Origin of the sequence: Bradyrhizobium sp. 2TAF24 (genome assembly GCF_052115025.1) — a bacterium.
GTDB lineage: Bacteria > Pseudomonadota > Alphaproteobacteria > Rhizobiales > Xanthobacteraceae > Bradyrhizobium_A.
Map to the genome: position 1 here is coordinate 74,841 of NZ_JBFRFW010000018.1, position 15,521 is coordinate 90,361.

At 61.8% G+C, this 15,521-nt stretch carries 16 protein-coding genes; 8 read left to right on the forward strand and 8 right to left on the reverse strand.

Annotated elements, in window-relative coordinates; genetic code table 11:
* Nucleotides 1-67 precede the first annotated feature (67 nt).
* From AB4Z37_RS25545 to AB4Z37_RS25570, 6 genes are read left to right on the forward strand one after another with little or no spacing between them, the layout of a single operon-like run.
* On the forward strand, nt 68-739 hold the full coding sequence (locus AB4Z37_RS25545) for a virB8 family protein (RefSeq protein ID WP_441519515.1): 672 nt from the start codon (nt 68-70) through the stop codon (nt 737-739).
* Entirely contained in the window at nt 736-1,587 is an 852-nt protein-coding gene (virB9, locus tag AB4Z37_RS25550; protein WP_441519516.1) for a P-type conjugative transfer protein VirB9, read from the forward strand. The genes AB4Z37_RS25545 and virB9 overlap by 4 nt, the downstream gene beginning before the upstream one ends.
* A gap of 11 nt (nt 1,588-1,598) precedes the next feature.
* A complete protein-coding gene (virB10, locus tag AB4Z37_RS25555) occupies nt 1,599-2,744 on the forward strand; it encodes a type IV secretion system protein VirB10 (protein ID WP_441519517.1) in 1,146 nt (381 codons plus the stop codon).
* On the forward strand, nt 2,741-3,772 hold the full coding sequence (gene virB11, locus AB4Z37_RS25560; protein ID WP_441519518.1) for a P-type DNA transfer ATPase VirB11: 1,032 nt from the start codon (nt 2,741-2,743) through the stop codon (nt 3,770-3,772). Before virB10 ends, virB11 begins: the two co-directional genes overlap by 4 nt.
* Entirely contained in the window at nt 3,738-5,684 is a 1,947-nt protein-coding gene (locus AB4Z37_RS25565; RefSeq protein WP_441519519.1) for a type IV secretory system conjugative DNA transfer family protein, read from the forward strand. Before virB11 ends, AB4Z37_RS25565 begins: the two co-directional genes overlap by 35 nt.
* Nucleotides 5,656-6,837 carry an LPD7 domain-containing protein gene (locus AB4Z37_RS25570; RefSeq protein ID WP_441519520.1) on the forward strand — a complete coding sequence of 394 codons (1,182 nt, stop codon included), beginning with the start codon at nt 5,656-5,658 and terminating at the stop codon, nt 6,835-6,837. Before AB4Z37_RS25565 ends, AB4Z37_RS25570 begins: the two co-directional genes overlap by 29 nt.
* A gap of 31 nt (nt 6,838-6,868) precedes the next feature.
* On the opposite strand, the gene AB4Z37_RS25575 is transcribed toward AB4Z37_RS25570, so the two are convergent.
* The 6 genes from AB4Z37_RS25575 to merB form a co-directional block, all read right to left on the reverse strand.
* Entirely contained in the window at nt 6,869-7,447 is a 579-nt protein-coding gene (locus AB4Z37_RS25575) for a DNA resolvase (protein WP_441519521.1), read from the reverse strand.
* A gap of 39 nt (nt 7,448-7,486) precedes the next feature.
* The gene (locus AB4Z37_RS25580; RefSeq protein WP_441519522.1) at nt 7,487-7,903 is read right to left on the reverse strand and encodes a recombinase family protein; all 417 of its coding nucleotides are present in this window, start codon (nt 7,901-7,903) and stop codon (nt 7,487-7,489) included.
* A gap of 117 nt (nt 7,904-8,020) precedes the next feature.
* Entirely contained in the window at nt 8,021-9,457 is a 1,437-nt protein-coding gene (gene merA / locus AB4Z37_RS25585) for a mercury(II) reductase (RefSeq protein ID WP_441519523.1), read from the reverse strand.
* Between the two features lie 146 nt (nt 9,458-9,603).
* Nucleotides 9,604-9,900: a heavy-metal-associated domain-containing protein gene (locus AB4Z37_RS25590; RefSeq protein WP_210421963.1), complete on the reverse strand. Its 297-nt coding sequence runs from the start codon at nt 9,898-9,900 to the stop codon at nt 9,604-9,606.
* Between the two features lie 37 nt (nt 9,901-9,937).
* Entirely contained in the window at nt 9,938-10,357 is a 420-nt protein-coding gene (locus tag AB4Z37_RS25595) for a mercuric transporter MerT family protein (RefSeq protein ID WP_441519524.1), read from the reverse strand.
* Between the two features lie 205 nt (nt 10,358-10,562).
* The gene (gene merB, locus AB4Z37_RS25600; RefSeq protein WP_441519525.1) at nt 10,563-11,276 is read right to left on the reverse strand and encodes an organomercurial lyase; all 714 of its coding nucleotides are present in this window, start codon (nt 11,274-11,276) and stop codon (nt 10,563-10,565) included.
* Nucleotides 11,277-11,539: 263 nt separating this feature from the next.
* Here merB and AB4Z37_RS25605 point away from each other — a divergent pair, with 263 nt between their 5' ends.
* On the forward strand, nt 11,540-11,986 hold the full coding sequence (locus AB4Z37_RS25605) for a MerR family transcriptional regulator (protein WP_441519526.1): 447 nt from the start codon (nt 11,540-11,542) through the stop codon (nt 11,984-11,986).
* A 190-nt stretch (nt 11,987-12,176) separates the two neighbouring features.
* Nucleotides 12,177-12,401, forward strand: coding sequence for a hypothetical protein (locus AB4Z37_RS25610; RefSeq protein WP_441519527.1), 225 nt, complete (start codon nt 12,177-12,179; stop codon nt 12,399-12,401).
* Between the two features lie 18 nt (nt 12,402-12,419).
* Here AB4Z37_RS25610 and AB4Z37_RS25615 read toward each other — a convergent pair whose 3' ends face one another.
* Nucleotides 12,420-12,845, reverse strand: a complete 426-nt coding sequence (locus AB4Z37_RS25615) for an NAD(P)/FAD-dependent oxidoreductase (protein ID WP_441519528.1) — start codon at nt 12,843-12,845, stop codon at nt 12,420-12,422.
* Nucleotides 12,846-13,055: 210 nt separating this feature from the next.
* A complete protein-coding gene (locus tag AB4Z37_RS25620; RefSeq protein ID WP_441519529.1) occupies nt 13,056-15,497 on the reverse strand; it encodes a heavy metal translocating P-type ATPase in 2,442 nt (813 codons plus the stop codon).
* Nucleotides 15,498-15,521: the final 24 nt, after the last annotated feature.

The window sequence follows — 15,521 nt, forward strand, 5'->3', positions numbered from 1 at the left end:
AGTTTCGCGCCAAGCCGCTTTGCCGACGCCAGCGCTTCTTATCGCCCCTGCGGCAAGGAGACGTGAGATGGTCGGGCAGGATGATCTGAAAACCTATTTCGAGAATGCACGGCGATGGGAGCAGGATCTGTTGTTGTCCGCCCATCGCTCGCGGCGAGTAGCCTGGGTGATCGCAGCGGGTGCTTGTGCGCTGGCGGTCGCCTCTGTCGGCGCGGTCGCAGCCCTTGCACCGCTTAAAACCGTCGAGCCGTTCGTGATCCGGGTCGATAATGCTACCGGCATCGTCGAGACGGTCTCCGCGCTCACATCGACATCGTCTCGATACGACGAGGCGGTCACCAAGTATTTCCTCGGGCGTTATGTTCGGGCGCGAGAGGGCTATAGTTACCCAGAGGCCGAAACCAACTTTCGCACGATATCGCTTCTGTCGGGGCAGGGCGAACAGGCCCGTTTCGCGGCCTGGTATCGCGGCTCCAATCCCGAAAGCCCGCAGGTCGTGCAAGGCCGTTTCGGCATCGCCACGGTGCGCATCAAGGCGATTTCGCTGCTGGCCGACAACGTGGCGTCTGTTCGTTTCATGAAAGAGAGCCGTAAGGGCGAGGAAACCCGCGTCACCCATTGGGTCTCGACCCTGACGTTTTCCTATGCCAACGCGCCGATGTCCTCCGCCGACCGGCTCATCAATCCGCTCGGCTTTCTGGTTTCGGAATATCGCGCCGATCCGGAGGTCGTGCCATGAAACGTCTTGCTCTTTTGCTGATATTGGCACTCGGCATTACCGGTCGCGTTGAAGCCCTGCAGCAGCCGTCTCCAGGGCAACGCGATGCACGGGTGCGCACGGTAAACTACGACCCGGCCAACGTGGTCCGACTCAACGGCGTGATTCGCGCCTCGACCCAGGTCGTGTTCGCGGATGATGAGGAGGTGGCGCATGTCGCGATCGGCGACGCGGTCGCATGGGAAGTCGCCCCCGCGGGTTCGATCCTGTTCCTCAAGCCGCGCGAAAAGCATCCGCCGACCAATCTGCAGGTTGTGACCACCCGCCCCGACGGCCGCAAGCGCTCGTACCAGTTCGAGCTGTCGATCGCTGAAACCACGCTGGCGGACAGCTATTTCGTGGTTCGCTTCGCCTATCCCGGTGACGAGATTGAGCGCCGGCGCACCGACGCCGCAGCCCGCGGCGCCGAGCGCGAAGGCGCCCTGATCGAGCAAACGTTCGATCTGCACCATGCCTATGGGGCGCGCAACTGGCGATTTTCGGCGCAGGGCTCGATCGATCTCGAGCCGGAAACTGTGTTCGACGACGGCAAGGAAACTACGTTCCGCTTTGCGGGCAACCGCGAAATTCCGGCGATCTACCTGATCAACTCGGACGGTTCTGAGAGTCTGGTGCCGAAGGATGTCCGCGGCGAACTCGTGGTGGTCCATGCCACGGCGAAGCAGTTTCGGTTGCGCAAAGGCAACGACGTACTTTGCATCTTCAACGAGGCCTTTGACGCGGTCGGTGTCAATCCAGGCACCAACACCACGAGCCCCTCGATTGAGCGGCGGGCGAAGAAGTCTCCTCCGACCCTAAAGTCACGATAGGCGGCGCGATAATGACCGAGCTTCAAAACGAGACACTACCCGATGACCGTGGCATTACTCCGGTGGGAGCAGGGGATAACGGCCGAACGGCGATGCTCAAGCGCGGCTTCGGCGCGCTGGCGCTTACCGCATTTGCGTTCCTGATCATCTGGGGAACCTGGAAAGGCGACAAGCCAGTCACCGATTCCGCCCGTAAGCTCATGATCCGGCAGGCAGCGGCGTTCGAACCCGTCAAGGAGGCACCGGCGGCGCCGATCATCACGGCGTCCATCCCGGTCGCGCCGGTCGCGACCACGCCAACAGCATCTGTGCCCGCACCGGACCAAATGCTGGAGAGTGCGCGGCGCGCGCCAGTATTGGCCTATAACCGGCCGATGTCGGCTGGACATCCCACTCGCGACGGCGTGACCGGAAGCATCAGTACCGATCCTTACAGTTTTGGGCGAGGCGAGCCGCGCAACGACCTTGCCGACAAGCTCAAGCCTACGCCAATCGAAGGGGTACGCGCGGCGCGGCTTCCCAATCGTAACCTGCTGGTCACACAGGGAACATCGATCCCGTGTGTGCTGGAGACGGCGATGTCGTCGGACGTGGCGGGCTTCGTCTCGTGCGTCGTCATGCGAGACGTGATGTCGGATTCCGGCAACGTCGTGCTGATGGAGAAGGGCACGCAAGTGGTTGGCGAATATCGCGGCAACGTGCGGCGCGGATCAAAACGCCTATTCGTATTGTGGACCCGCGCCAAGACCCCGACCGGCGTGATCGCAGCTCTGGCCTCGCCCGCAACCGACGCACTGGGCCGCGCCGGGTTCGACGGCGACATCGAGACCCATTTCTGGGAGCGCGTCGGTTCGGCGCTGTTGCTGTCGATTGTCGGTGATGCCTCATCAATCGGACGCCAGCAGTTGCAGGACAGCTCAATCCAGATCAACAATACCACAGGCGCCACCAACACCGCCGCCGGCATCGCCGTCGAGCAGTCGATCAACATCCCGCCGACGCTGAACAAGAACCAAGGCGAATTGGTCAATATCTTTGTCGCGCGCGACGTGGATTTCTCCTCGGTCTATCAATTGCGGCGGATCGAGACCCGTACGCAGATTTTGGACCGCACCGTCCCGGGAGTCATAGCGGCTCCGGCCATGGTGACAAAATGAGCGCGGTGGCATCGATCGAACGCGATGGCGGCCGGCTCGTGCTGGCGCGCTACCTTGAGCCGCTGGCGCCGTATCTGGCGGATGACACCCTGACCGAAATCGTCGTCAACCGCCCCGGCGAGATTTTCGTGGAAGGACCTGGCGGCTGGACCCGGCATGAAGCGCCAGCACTCACTCATGCTTATCTTATGCATCTTGCGACCGCGGCTGCCGGGCATACGCGGCAAGACATTGGTCCGGAACACCCGGTGGTCTCGACCAGCTTGATCGGCGATGAGCGCTGCCAGATCGTGGTGCCGCCAGCGGTGCCGGCCGGAATGGTCAGTCTCACGATCCGCAAGCCGTCTGTGTTGACAATGACACTCGACGCCTTTCAGCAGGCGAAGCTGTTCGATGAGGTCCGCGCCGCCAGTGACGACCTCACGGCCGACGAGCATCGCTTGCTCGCCCTGAAAGAAGCCGGTGCCTGGCGCGAGTTTCTCGAGCTTGCGGTGCAGACCCGGCGCAACATCATCATCTCCGGCGCGACCGGCTCGGGCAAGACCACGCTGTCCAAGGCGTTGATTGCAGCGATCCCGGCACATGAGCGGCTGATCACGATCGAGGATACCGCCGAACTCGTCGTTCCGCATCACAACTGTGTCCGGCTGCTCTACGCCAAGGATGGCCAAGGTATTGCCAAGATCGGTCCGCGCGAACTGCTCGGATCCTGCTTGCGGATGCGGCCTGACCGCATCCTGTTGCAGGAGCTGCGCGACGGCACCGCCTTCTTCTACCTGAGGAACGTGAACTCCGGGCATCCTGGATCGATCACCACTGTTCATGCCGACAGTGCTCGGCTCGCCTTTGAGCAACTGACCTTGTTGGTGAAGGAAAGCGCGGAAGGCCGCGACCTTCATCGCGACGATATCCGCTCGCTCCTGCTGCTGCTCGTTGACGTCGTGGTCCAGATGCAAAAGCGCGAAGGCCGCTATCGCATTACGGAAATCTACTATGACCCCGTTCGCAAACGCGACCACATCAGCTAAGGCGGCGTTCGGCAGCGCGCTCGCGCTTGCAGCCAGCGCGTTGTTCCTGCTCGTCGCCTCCAACGTTCTGCTGCTCGGGTTGCGGCTGCATGACGGCGGATTCCACTGGTTGGAGATCGCCACGGGGTGGCCGCGTTACGGCGCCGACCCGCGATTCGACCGCTGGCTGACGTTGGCGACGCTCGCCGGCGTCGTTGTGGTGTTCGGAATGCTCGGCGCTATCCTCCGTCAACGTCCTCTCCCTCTTCACGGCAGCGCCCGTTTCGCTTCCGGGCGCGAGATCAAGGCCGCGGGCTTGCGTTCCGCTGAAGGCATCCTGCTCGGACGCAAGGACGGTGCGCTGCTGTGTTTCGGAGGCTCCGAACACGTCCTGGTTTACGCACCGACCCGCGCTGGCAAGGGCGTCGGCTATGTCATTCCGAACCTGCTCAATTGGCCGGATTCGGTTGTTGTGCTGGATGTGAAGAAGGAGAACTGGGATCGCTCAGCGGGATTCCGGGCGGCCCATGGTCAGGAGGTCCATCTGTTCGATCCGCTAGAGGAAAACGGTCGCACCGCGCGCTACAATCCTCTCGGTTACGTGCGCAGCGATCCAGCGGATCTCTATGACGATCTGCAGCGCATCGCTGTGATGTTGTTTCCGGCCGAAAGCCGCGGCGATCCGTTCTGGTTCGAGGCGGCTCGCTCGGCCTTCGTTGCAATCGGCGGCTATGTCGCGGAAACGCCGGACTTGCCATTGACGATCGGCGAAATCCTGCACCAGCTGTCCGCGGCTCCCGACCTCAAGACGCATTTTGGGAAGATCATCGCCGTTCGCAAGTCCGGTCCTTCGCCACTGTCGCGACACTGCATCACAGCCTTGAACGACTTCCTCGCCGCTTCCGAAAACACCATGAACTCGGTGCGCAAGACCGTCACCGCAAGGCTCGGTCTGTGGCTCAACCCTCGCATCGATGCCGCCACATCTACCAACGATTTCGATTTGCGCCTATTGCGGCAACGGCCGATGTCGATCTATCTCGGCGTAACGCCCGACAATCTCGACCGCATGGCGCCGCTTTTGAATCTGTTTTTTCAGCAGGTGGTCGATCTGAATACGCGCGAACTGCCGGAACAGAACCCCAAACTCAATCGCAAGGTGCTACTGTTGCTCGACGAATTTCCGGCTCTGGGCAATGTCAATGTGCTGGCGAAATCGGTCGCATTCATCGCCGGATACGGCATCCGCCTGCTCACGGTGGTTCAGAGCCCGGCGCAGCTACGCGCAATCTATGGACTCGATGCGGCCCGCAACTTCATGACCAACCATGCCGTCGAGGTAGTGTTCGCGCCGAAGGAACAGGACGTCGCTAATGAGCTTTCGGAGCGCATCGGTTTTGACACCGTGAAAGCGCACAGCCGCAGCGGCCCAAAGGGACTTGCAATGCGCTCGACCAGCGAGACGATCTCCGAGCATCGTCGCGCTCTCATGCTTCCGCAAGAGCTCAAACTGCTCCCGAAATCCAAGGCCTTCGTCCTCGGCACCGGCATTCCGCCCATCATTGCCGACAAGCTTGTATATTACGAAGACAAGGCGTTTCTTGCGCGTTTGCTACCGGCACCTGTTCCGGAGATGCCCAAGGGCCGTTCGAATGCGCTGCTTGACGCCGAAATTAAGGAGCTTCGCTCCGAGGTCGCCGAACTCCGCGCGGTATTCCGCACGCGACCGATGACGGATGAAGAGGTGGCTGATCCCTCCACGATTCCCGCAAATGCCAGTTTCGATTTCGGCGATGTGGATGTGGATCTTGAAGGGCTGTCTGAGGACGACATGAAAGCCTGGACCCTGAACTACATCGACGCTCAGGCCATCCCACCGGCGCGACGAGGAAGCCGGAAGCAGAATGGACGACAACATGAACGACACGCGTGACGGCGGCGAGGACTTTAGCCTCAAACGGCGGGATCGCGCCGGGCACGATCCCAATGCAGACAAATCAGGCGAGGGTCGGGCGACGACGTCGGACAAATCACCCTCCGCGATGGTCGATGGCGATGCGCTGCCCGATCGTATCCGGCGCAAATATTATGTGGTGGCCGATGAGCCCGGAAAAGATGGGCCAGGAGGCCAGGCGCGGCTTTATGCCGACCAGCGCGGCGAGTATCTCGCTTTCAAGGTCACCGACGACCGCCTGGTCACGCGTCTGGCGGCGGCCGAGGTGATCCGCGACATGGTCAGTGTGGCACAACATCGGCAATGGGAGTCTCTCCTGGTCCGCGGCTCCGTGGAATTCCGGCGCGAGGCCTGGCTTGAAGCCGGCGCGCGCGGACTAGAGGTTCAGGGCTATCAGCCAACAGAGCTTGACCGGCAGACCCTCGCTGATCGGCGAGAAGTCTGGGACCGGACCCATTCGGCCACGCCGGAGGTCGAGGCTCGTTCGGCTTCCGATAAAGGTGAGCGCACGGATAAGTTTGACTACGACAAAGGCATATCCGGACGCCTGATCGAGGTCGGTCAGGCACCTTACCGCAATCGTACCGATGCCGAAGCGTCCACTTATGTTGCTCTTGAGCTCGACAATGGCCGCCAGCATCAAGTGTGGGGCGTGGGTCTTGAAAAGGCGACGGCCGACAGCAACGCGAAGCCCGGAGATCGCGTTCACGTGCGCCGGGACGGTATCGAGCGCGTCACAAAAGGAATTAAGGTGATGGACGCCACCAGTGGACACGCGCATATCGAACAGCGCCAGGTGCCGCGCAATCGTTGGCAGGTGACAGCTGAGAAATTTCGCACGGTCGATCGGCAGACAGCGGCACGCGATCTCGACCTGGTCGCGGCGCAATCGCAAATGGTGATCGTGGAGAAAGCATTGACACGGGCGTTTCCTGGGGACGAACGCGCGCGTCACAGCATCATGGAAGCGGCGAGGGAACGGATTGCACACCATCTAGGGCGCGGACACTCATTCGGCCGAGCAGCCGTCATGGAACCAGCTCAGGACCGTCATCGATCGGACGGCGATAAAGGTGAGGCGCTCCGAACGCGGATTGATGAGCGCGAGAGAATTCAGCAACGAGAACGCTGATCGCGCCGACTTCTCCGTACTGTTTCAGGTTTTACTCACTGCGTGAAATCCCAGGTTCAAATCCTGTCCCCGCAACCACCGATACCGACACTCCCGCAGCGAAAGCTGCGGGAGTTTCGCGTTTCCGAGTCTTTCCAATGACTTGCGCTTCGATCCAGCCAAGGATCGTGCCCAATTCGCCGTGTAAGGTGGCGTCGATTTCGCCGCGGTTCGGGCCAGGGCGCAGCGTAATTTTCTCAACCAGCCCCCGGATTGCTTCCGCTGCCTCACCACGATCCTCGGGGTTGTTGAGCGCCTCCGCCAGCCGCTCGACCTTCTTCCGATAGACACCCGACACGTTCGGATGGATGTCCGGAATATCTGCCGGCACCTGCGCTAGAGTTTCCTTCAGCACGTCCTCGCGGGCCTCCAATTCGCGCATGCGATCGGTCATGCCGCGTGTGTGGCCGCCTCCTTCAATCACACTCAGCATTTGCTTCAAGGTGCGCTGGATCTTCGCCAACTCCGAGCGGTGACCCTCGCCACTAGCACTAGCCCAGCGTTCCCGGTTAAGCCCGTTCGTCTCCTCCGCGTAAGCGCGTATTGCCTCAGCTGCCATCTGCGGCGCCATCATCCGGTCCTGGAGCCGGCGAGCACGCGCTGCTCAAGGTCAGCCTGTGCGATCGTGCGCGTTGGTAACACGGGCCGAACAGGCATAGCGGTCCTGGCCGCGCAGCGAGTAGGGGCCGCCGCAAACGTCGCAATAGATCAACCCGGAAAACAGCGACTTCGGTCGGTTCAAGCCGTTCAGCCGGTTCGACTGTGCCTCACGCACCGTCTCGATGACATTGACATATTTGTCGGCGATCTCGCTCTGACGCGCTTTCACCGCCTGCCAGAGTTCATCGTCGATAATCCTGAGTTCCGGAACCTCGGTGACGATCCACTCCGATTCTACGTTCATGCGCGACACCCGCCGCCCGGTGCTCGGGTCTTTGAGGTAACGCTGACGGTTCCAGACCAGTCGGCCGATATAAAGCTCATTGTTGATGATGCCGTTGCCGCGCTTTACGTGTCCGCGGATCATGTATTCAACCATGTGAACCTATGTGGCCGGCCGGCGCCGATGTCGGCCACGCCGATCAGCCGCACGGGTTCGCCGCCAATCAGGGTCTGCGATGGACCCGGCCGACGCGCTGCTCTATCAGGCACAGCAGGACAGCTTGGCGACATCCTTGGTGAAGGTCTGCGCGGCAAGCTTCAATCCCTCGACTGTCGTGAGATAGGGGAAGATCGTCTCGGCGAGTTGCTCGACCGTCAGGCCGCATTTGATCGCGAGCACCGCGGTCTGAATGCTATCTGCTCCCTCGGGCGCAAGGATGTGCGCACCAAGAAGCCGTCCGCTACTTGCCTCGGCGACCAGTTTGATCAGGCCGCGGGTGTCGCGCGCGGCCAGCGCGCGGGGAACATACTTCAGATCGAGAGTAGAGGTCTTTACCTTTAAGCCTTGAGCGCCGGCTTCGGCTTCCGTCAAGCCAACGCTGGCAACTTGCGGATCGGTGAACACCACTGCCGGCATGGCGGTCGCATCGTAGCGTTTTCTGTTGCCGTTGAGTGCGTTCTCCGCCGCGATCCTGGCGCCGTAAGCCGCCATGTAGACAAATTGATCGCGCCCGGTGACGTCGCCGGCGGCATAGACGCCAAGCTTTGAGGTGCGCATGCGGTCATCGACGTTGATACCGCCGTTCGAAAGAAGTTCGACACCGCTTTCCGCAAGCCCGAGGTCGTCGGTGTTGGGCCGGCGTCCGGTCGTGATGAGGACACGCTCGGCCGTGATCGTCTCGGCGCGGCCATGGGCTGAAACCAAGAGCGCGATGCCAATCGGCGCTTGTTGGATCTCCCGGTATGAGAGCCCCACGCGAACGGCGATGCCTTCCTCCGTGAAATATTTGGTCAGTGCGGTGCTGATTTCCGGCTCCGCATCCGGCAACAAACGGCGGCGTACCGCGATCGTCACCTTGACGCCGGCGCGGGCGAACATCTGGCCGAGCTCGCAGCCGATGTAACCGCCGCCGATCACCAGCAGGGACTTCGGCAGTTTCTCGAGTTCCAGGGCCGTCGTGCTCGTCAGATACGGTACATTTTCGATCCCCGGGATCGATGGCATCGCCGCAGCGGCGCCGGTCGCGATGATGACCTTGCCTACCTTGATCGGCTCACCGTTCACCATCACGCCGTCGCTTGTCAGCCGGGCCCCGCCTTCCCGATAAGCGACCGTGTTGTAGCTCGGCAGCAGATCGAAATACTTCGCCTGCCGCAACGACGACACCAATTCATCCTTCTGCCGCACGACCGCGGCCCAGTCCGCGATTCCGCCATCCGTCCGGATGCCGGCAAAGCGCGATGCGGTTTCCGCGTGATGAACTGCCTCGACTGCACGGATCATGGTTTTCGACGGGACGCAGCCTACATTGACGCAGGTGCCCCCGATCATCCCGTGCCCGACGAGCGCAACATTGGCGCCAAGCTCCGCTGCGGCAATTGCGGCCGAGAAGCCGGCCGAGCCAGCGCCGATGACGGCAAGATCATATCCGCCATTCGCTTTCGGCGCGTCGGAAGCGCAATAGTCACCAACGGTCATCGTGAAACTCCTGATACTGAATTAGATCGGAGAAAGCCGCGTTCGCCGACGGACGGCGCTCCACCCTATTTGGAATCGTTTGGCTCGCCAGCCGAGCGCCCGCTGTCGGAAGCGTCCTTTACTTTTTGGCGAGCCAAACGGGGTTTTCAGTTCTTGACATGTGCGGGGTAGCCGGCGTTCGTGGCCGCTGCGATCAGCGTAGGAACATCGGCGGTCGCATCGTCGAAGGTGACGGTCGCGACGGCGCTCGCGTTGGCGTTGGCTTCCTTGACCTGGACCGCTGTGACGCCCTTTACCCGCGACAGCGTCTTCTTGACGATCGGCGCGCAGAGTTCGCAGGTGGCGTTATCGACATTGAGGACAACAGTCTTTTCAGCGGCCTGAGCGACGAGCGGCGATAGCGCCATGGCGAGGGCAGCGGCGGCGATACTGATACGAATCATGATCTCTCTCCTTTTGGATTCTGGATTGGGCGACAGACTAAAGAAATAACGGTGCGATTTTTGGAAAGCCGAGTGCCACGATCACCAGAACGGTGGCGACCCAAAGGCCGATCTTGGCCGTACGTCCGGAACTCGGCTTGGCGCAGTAGGAATCTTCGGCACAGTCCACCTTGGGCTTGCGATAGACGAGGTAGAACCCGTAACCGAGGAAGGCGAAGGTAACCACGGCGAAAATCGGCTGATAGGGTTCAAGCGCGGTCAGGTTGCTGATCCAGGCTCCGCTGATTCCGAGCGTGAAAAGAGCAAATGGTACCACGCAGCACGATGCCGCGCCCAGCGCCGCCAAAATTCCGCCAACAGAGGCCAGCCCGGCCTTCCGGGTCGACGAATCCACCCGATCGGCCTCACGCGAGGAGGACGTTGCGCCAGTGAGGTTTTGTTGCACTATTTTGTCCATGTGCTGCGCCCTCCGTGACGCCTTGTAGTGATATGGGGCCTGTAGCAAGTACAGGTTCAAGCGGAAATTTAGGAACCGCCAACACGGTTTTGTGAGGCGGCGCCTCAAGGAAATTGCGCTTGAACCCTACTCGACGGACTACTACGGGCTATTCATTGGCCTCCAGCATCCTCTGCGTCTTCATCAATGCCAGTTTAGCGGCGTGTCAGGCGCTCAAGTCGACATCGGGGTACCGTACCGCGTTTCTTTGCCGAGCAAAGATCTGCGCTTCCGGAAGCGTTACATGTGCTTCCTGCCGAGCTTGCGACCAGGCCGTGAATGTCCGTTCGTCCTTGAACAGGTTGACGTGGTCGCAGAACGCGCTTCGGAGATTGACGCAGCAAGCGTCGCTATCCGGCGCGACGATCGACATCACGGAGCCGGATGGCGGCGTCGAGCGCAACTGGCCGGGTGCCAGCTCGACGGTAAGTTGGGTCCCGGATCCGGGGCAGTGCGTGACCAAGGTCGCCGGCTTGCCGAGAATTTCCGGAAGAAAAAGCGCGTCAAAAACGCACCAGGTATAGAGCCCGGCGTCTTCCGTGTGGAAGCGATGGTGCGTCGGAACGAGGCTCAGACCTCCAAATGCAATGACCTGTCCATGTTCATCGAATCCAACGTTTGTCGGCGGGAATTCGAGCAGAAGCTGGTCGATGCGTTCCGTTGGAAGGTCGCACCCGATGCCGAGTTGCTCGCGCGTCACCGGCACGCCGCGACCAAGCAATCTGAAGAGCTCGACACTCAGTCTCTGCAGTTCTGGAGTATTCTCTGTCAGAACGCGCCGCCTCAAGTAAACGTCGAACGCTTGGCGGCCGGCGTTCGGATCCAAAGCGCGCGATGCGGGCTTCGTGTTATCAGGGGCTCCCTGCGAAGCGCTCTTCATCACGTGATTTCCTTCCTATGTTTCGTCAGTGCCGTAGATGGTTTTCGGCAAGCTCGGAAGAGCGTAGTGGCTGTAGGTAATACAGGCTCAAGGGCGAATTTCGTGGCGATGGCACTTTTCCGCGAAGCGCTCGCCGCAGCGAGCGATGCCGCAAAGGACCTCTCCGGTTCGACTTCGCGCGCAGCCCGGGGTGGGTTGTCCTTGCCAATGGCGGGTGTCGGCGCTATCTGACCTGTAGTCATTACAGGTTCGAGGCGGATACGATGTCGAGCAAGACGACAAACCGGGACGAATTCCTGACTCGCGGTGCACTGGCTGCCCAGACCGGCTGTAACATCGAAACGATTCGGTACTACGAGCAGATCGGCATCCTACCGGCGCCGCCTCGCAGTCAAGGCGGGCATCGCCTCTACGGGCACGCTCTCGTCAGACGCTTGCATTTCGTCCTCCGAAGCCGCGATCTGGGTTTCACTCTCGAAGAAATCCGGGAATTGCTCAGAATGGTGGATGGCGACAATTACACGTGTGGGCAGATTGAAGCGTTGGCACTCGAGCACGTGCAGGCGATCCGCCGAAAGATGGCGGATCTCAAGAAACTCAAAGTCGTGCTCGAGACGATGGCTTCTCAGTGCGGGGGCGGGAAAATACCCAAGTGTCCCATCATCGACGCGCTGTTCGATGCGCGCGCGCCGATACGTTCGGCAAGGTAGTTCGGGCACTTCGGCGCGCGTCTCTTCAGCGTTTTGAAGGCGATCGATTCCCGGCAGGCAGACGCGCGTGACGTTCCGGAGATCGCTCCTGCGATCGTGAACGCAAGCCTCTTGAACGTGTAGGTACTACAGGGTGCACTTTGTTTCTGGACGGCCACAGGAGTGGACCGGCCCGGAGAGGCGTGGCACCATGAACGAACGCACCATAGGTGCAATTGCCGCCATGCTCGCGGTGCTGTGCTGCGGCGGGCCTGTTCTCGTCAGCGCCGCGCTGGGCGCGGCCGGGACCGCGGGGCTCCTGTCGTGGCTTTTCAAGTCCCTCTATTTCGCAATCCCGGCAGTATTCATCGCTCTCGGGCTAGTCGGCGTCTGGCTCCATCGCCGCCATTCGCGGACGAGCGCCCGTGGCCGATGACCGCAATTTTGTGGTCGATCACTTCGTATCCGTCACAAATTCCGCAATGGCGGATGAGGCCTTTCTGAACTGCATCAAAGAGATTAGGAGTGCCGGCTCCTTGTCGATCACGCCTGTGGCGAGCAGGACGATTTTTGCATTGAATTGGACGCCTTCGAGGGTTGCTTCAAACGTTCCGTCCGGCAATTGCTGAAGTTCGGATACGGTGCCTGGAACGATGCGCGCCCCGTATTTCACGGCTTGCGAGCGCATACGGCCCACCAGTTCGCTGCCGGTTACTCCTTCCGGAAAGCCGGCATGATTATGTGATTTCGGAATCCAAAGGGCCCGGCTGGCACCGGCGTCCGCGACGACGAAATCGCGCCGAAAACGGCCCAGATATATTGCAGCGGTAAGGCCGGCAGGGCCACCGCCGATTACCAGACAGTCGAGTTTGGTTGTCATCGTCGAACCTTTTCTACTGCATCAATGTCGAAAGACCCGTCACGGGTGTTCCTCTGCCCCGACGCGCCCTGGATTGCGAATTGGCACAGCCGTCTGGGCCAAGTCCGAGATATTTCGCTTCGTACGGACCGGCCCCGACAATGAGGTCGGAAAGGAGAATGCAGCGTCATCGCGCTCCCCGCACTGCGGGGCAATTCAGCACTCTTTCAGCTATATCCGAACCGCTCGCAGCCGCAGCGCGTTGCCGACAACGCTCACGGACGAGAGCGCCATGGCTGCAGCGGCAATGACCGGGGAGAGCAGCAATCCGAACGTCGGATACAGGATGCCCGCCGCGATCGGAATTCCCGCCGCGTTATAGATGAAGGCAAAGAACAGGTTTTGCCGGATGTTGCTCATCGTCGCCTGAGAAAGACGCCGGGCGCGGACGATGCCGCCTAAGTCGCCCTTCAGCAGGGTGACGCCGGCGCTCTCCATCGCGACATCCGTTCCGGTACCCATGGCGATTCCGACGTCCGCCGCCGCGAGGGCGGGGGCGTCGTTGACGCCATCCCCCGCCATCGCGACGACGCGGCCTTGCTGCTGGAGCTTGCTGACGACGGCGCTCTTCTGATCCGGAAGCACCTCCGCCTCGACGTCTGGAATGCCGAGTCGCCGCGCGATCGCGCTTGCCGTCGTACGGTTATCGCCGGTCAGCATGATGACCTTGATGCCTTCGGCGGCCAGCGACTTCAGTGCATCCGGCGTCGACGCCTTGACCGGGTCGGCGATTGCCAGAATGCCGGCGAGTCTGCCGTCGACCGCGACGTTGATCACCGTCGCGCCGTCGCCTCGCAGCTTTTCCGCCTGCGTCTCCAACAGTTGCGTTTCAATGCCCGCGGATTTCAGAAAATTGGAGTTGCCGAGCAGGACCGAGCTGCCGCCGACCTTACCCGTAACTCCCTTGCCGGTCGGGGAATCGAACTCCCGGACATCGGCGAGAGGCAGATTCCGTTCTTTCGCCGCCCGGACGATCGCGTCGGCGAGCGGATGTTCGCTGGACCGTTCGACGCTCGCCGCAAGCTTCAGAATTTCCGCTTCGTCGAATCCCTGCGCAGGGATGATGTCGACCACCTTCGGCTTGCCTTCGGTCAGCGTTCCCGTCTTGTCGACGACCAGCGTATCGACTTTTTCCATCCGTTCGAGCGCTTCCGCATTCTTGATCAGGACGCCGGCCTGGGCTCCGCGTCCAACGCCGACCATGATCGACATCGGCGTCGCAAGTCCGAGGGCGCAAGGGCAGGCGATGATCAGGACGCTCACGGCCGCAACCAGTCCGAACGCGAGCCGCGGCTCCGGGCCGAACAGCGCCCAGGCGCCGAAGGCGACGAGGGCTGCCGCAATCACGGCCGGCACGAACCAACCGGCAACCTGGTCGGCGAGGCGCTGGATGGGAGCGCGGGAACGCTGCGCCTGCGCCACCATCTGCACGATCTGGGAAAGAAGGGTATCACGGCCGACCTTCTCGGCCCGCATCACGAACCCGCCCGATTGATTCAGTGTGCCGGCGATCACCTTGTCGCCGCTCTCCTTGGAGACCGGCATGGACTCGCCGGTCACCAGCGACTCATCCAGGGACGAGCGCCCTTCGACGATGAAGCCGTCCACCGGGACCTTTTCCCCAGGCCGGACCCGCAGCTTGTCGCCGACGTTCAGGCCGTCCATCGGGACCTCCTGGTCCGCCCCGTTCTCGTCGACGAGGCGGGCGGTCTTGGGCGCCAGATCCAGCAGGGCCTTGATGGCGCCGGAGGTGGCCTCGCGGGCTCGAAGCTCCAGAACCTGGCCGAGCAGGACCAGAACGGTAATCACCGCAGCGGCCTCGAAATAGACCGCCACCGCGCCGCCGTGGCCTCGGAATGCGGACGGGAAGATGCCCGGCGCTATGGTGGCGACAACGCTGTAGGCAAAGGCGACGCCCACGCCCATCGCAATCAGGGTGAACATGTTCAGGTTTCGGGTGACCAGCGACTGCCAGCCGCGCACGAAGAACGGCCATCCGGCCCAGAGAACGACCGGCGTGGCGAAGACGAGTTGGATCCAGTTCGAGGGGTTCTGGTCGATCCAGCCGCGGCTGCCGACCAGATGGCCGCCCATCTCGAGTACGATGACTGGCAGCGCCAGCGCGAGCCCCACCCAGAAGCGCCGGGTCATGTCGCCCAGTTCGGGGTTGGGTTGGTCGTCGAGGCTGACCAGTTCGGGCTCCAGCGCCATCCCGCAGATCGGGCAGCTTCCGGGCCCGATCTGACGGATCTGCGGATGCATGGGGCAGGTATAGACCGTGCCCTCCGGGACGTCGGCGTGCTGCGGCGCTGCCTTCGCCTTATCGAGGTATTGCTCCGGAGCGGCGGCGAACTTGGTTTGGCAGCCGGCCGAGCAGAAATGGTAGGTGACGCCCCTGAAGCCGAAGCGATGCTTGCTGGTTGCGGGATCGACGGTCATGCCGCAGACCGGGTCTACGACGCCGGCTCTGCCCGCAGCGTGATGATTATGGTCGTGCGCGTCTCCACCCCCGCAGCACCCACTCTTCTTGACCGGCGTTTCAGGACCGGCGGCGACCGCCTTTGACGAGCATCCGCATCCGCCTCGGGACATCGCCTTCTGTTCGCTGGCCATTTCGAGCTCCTTGCCTACTTGCAA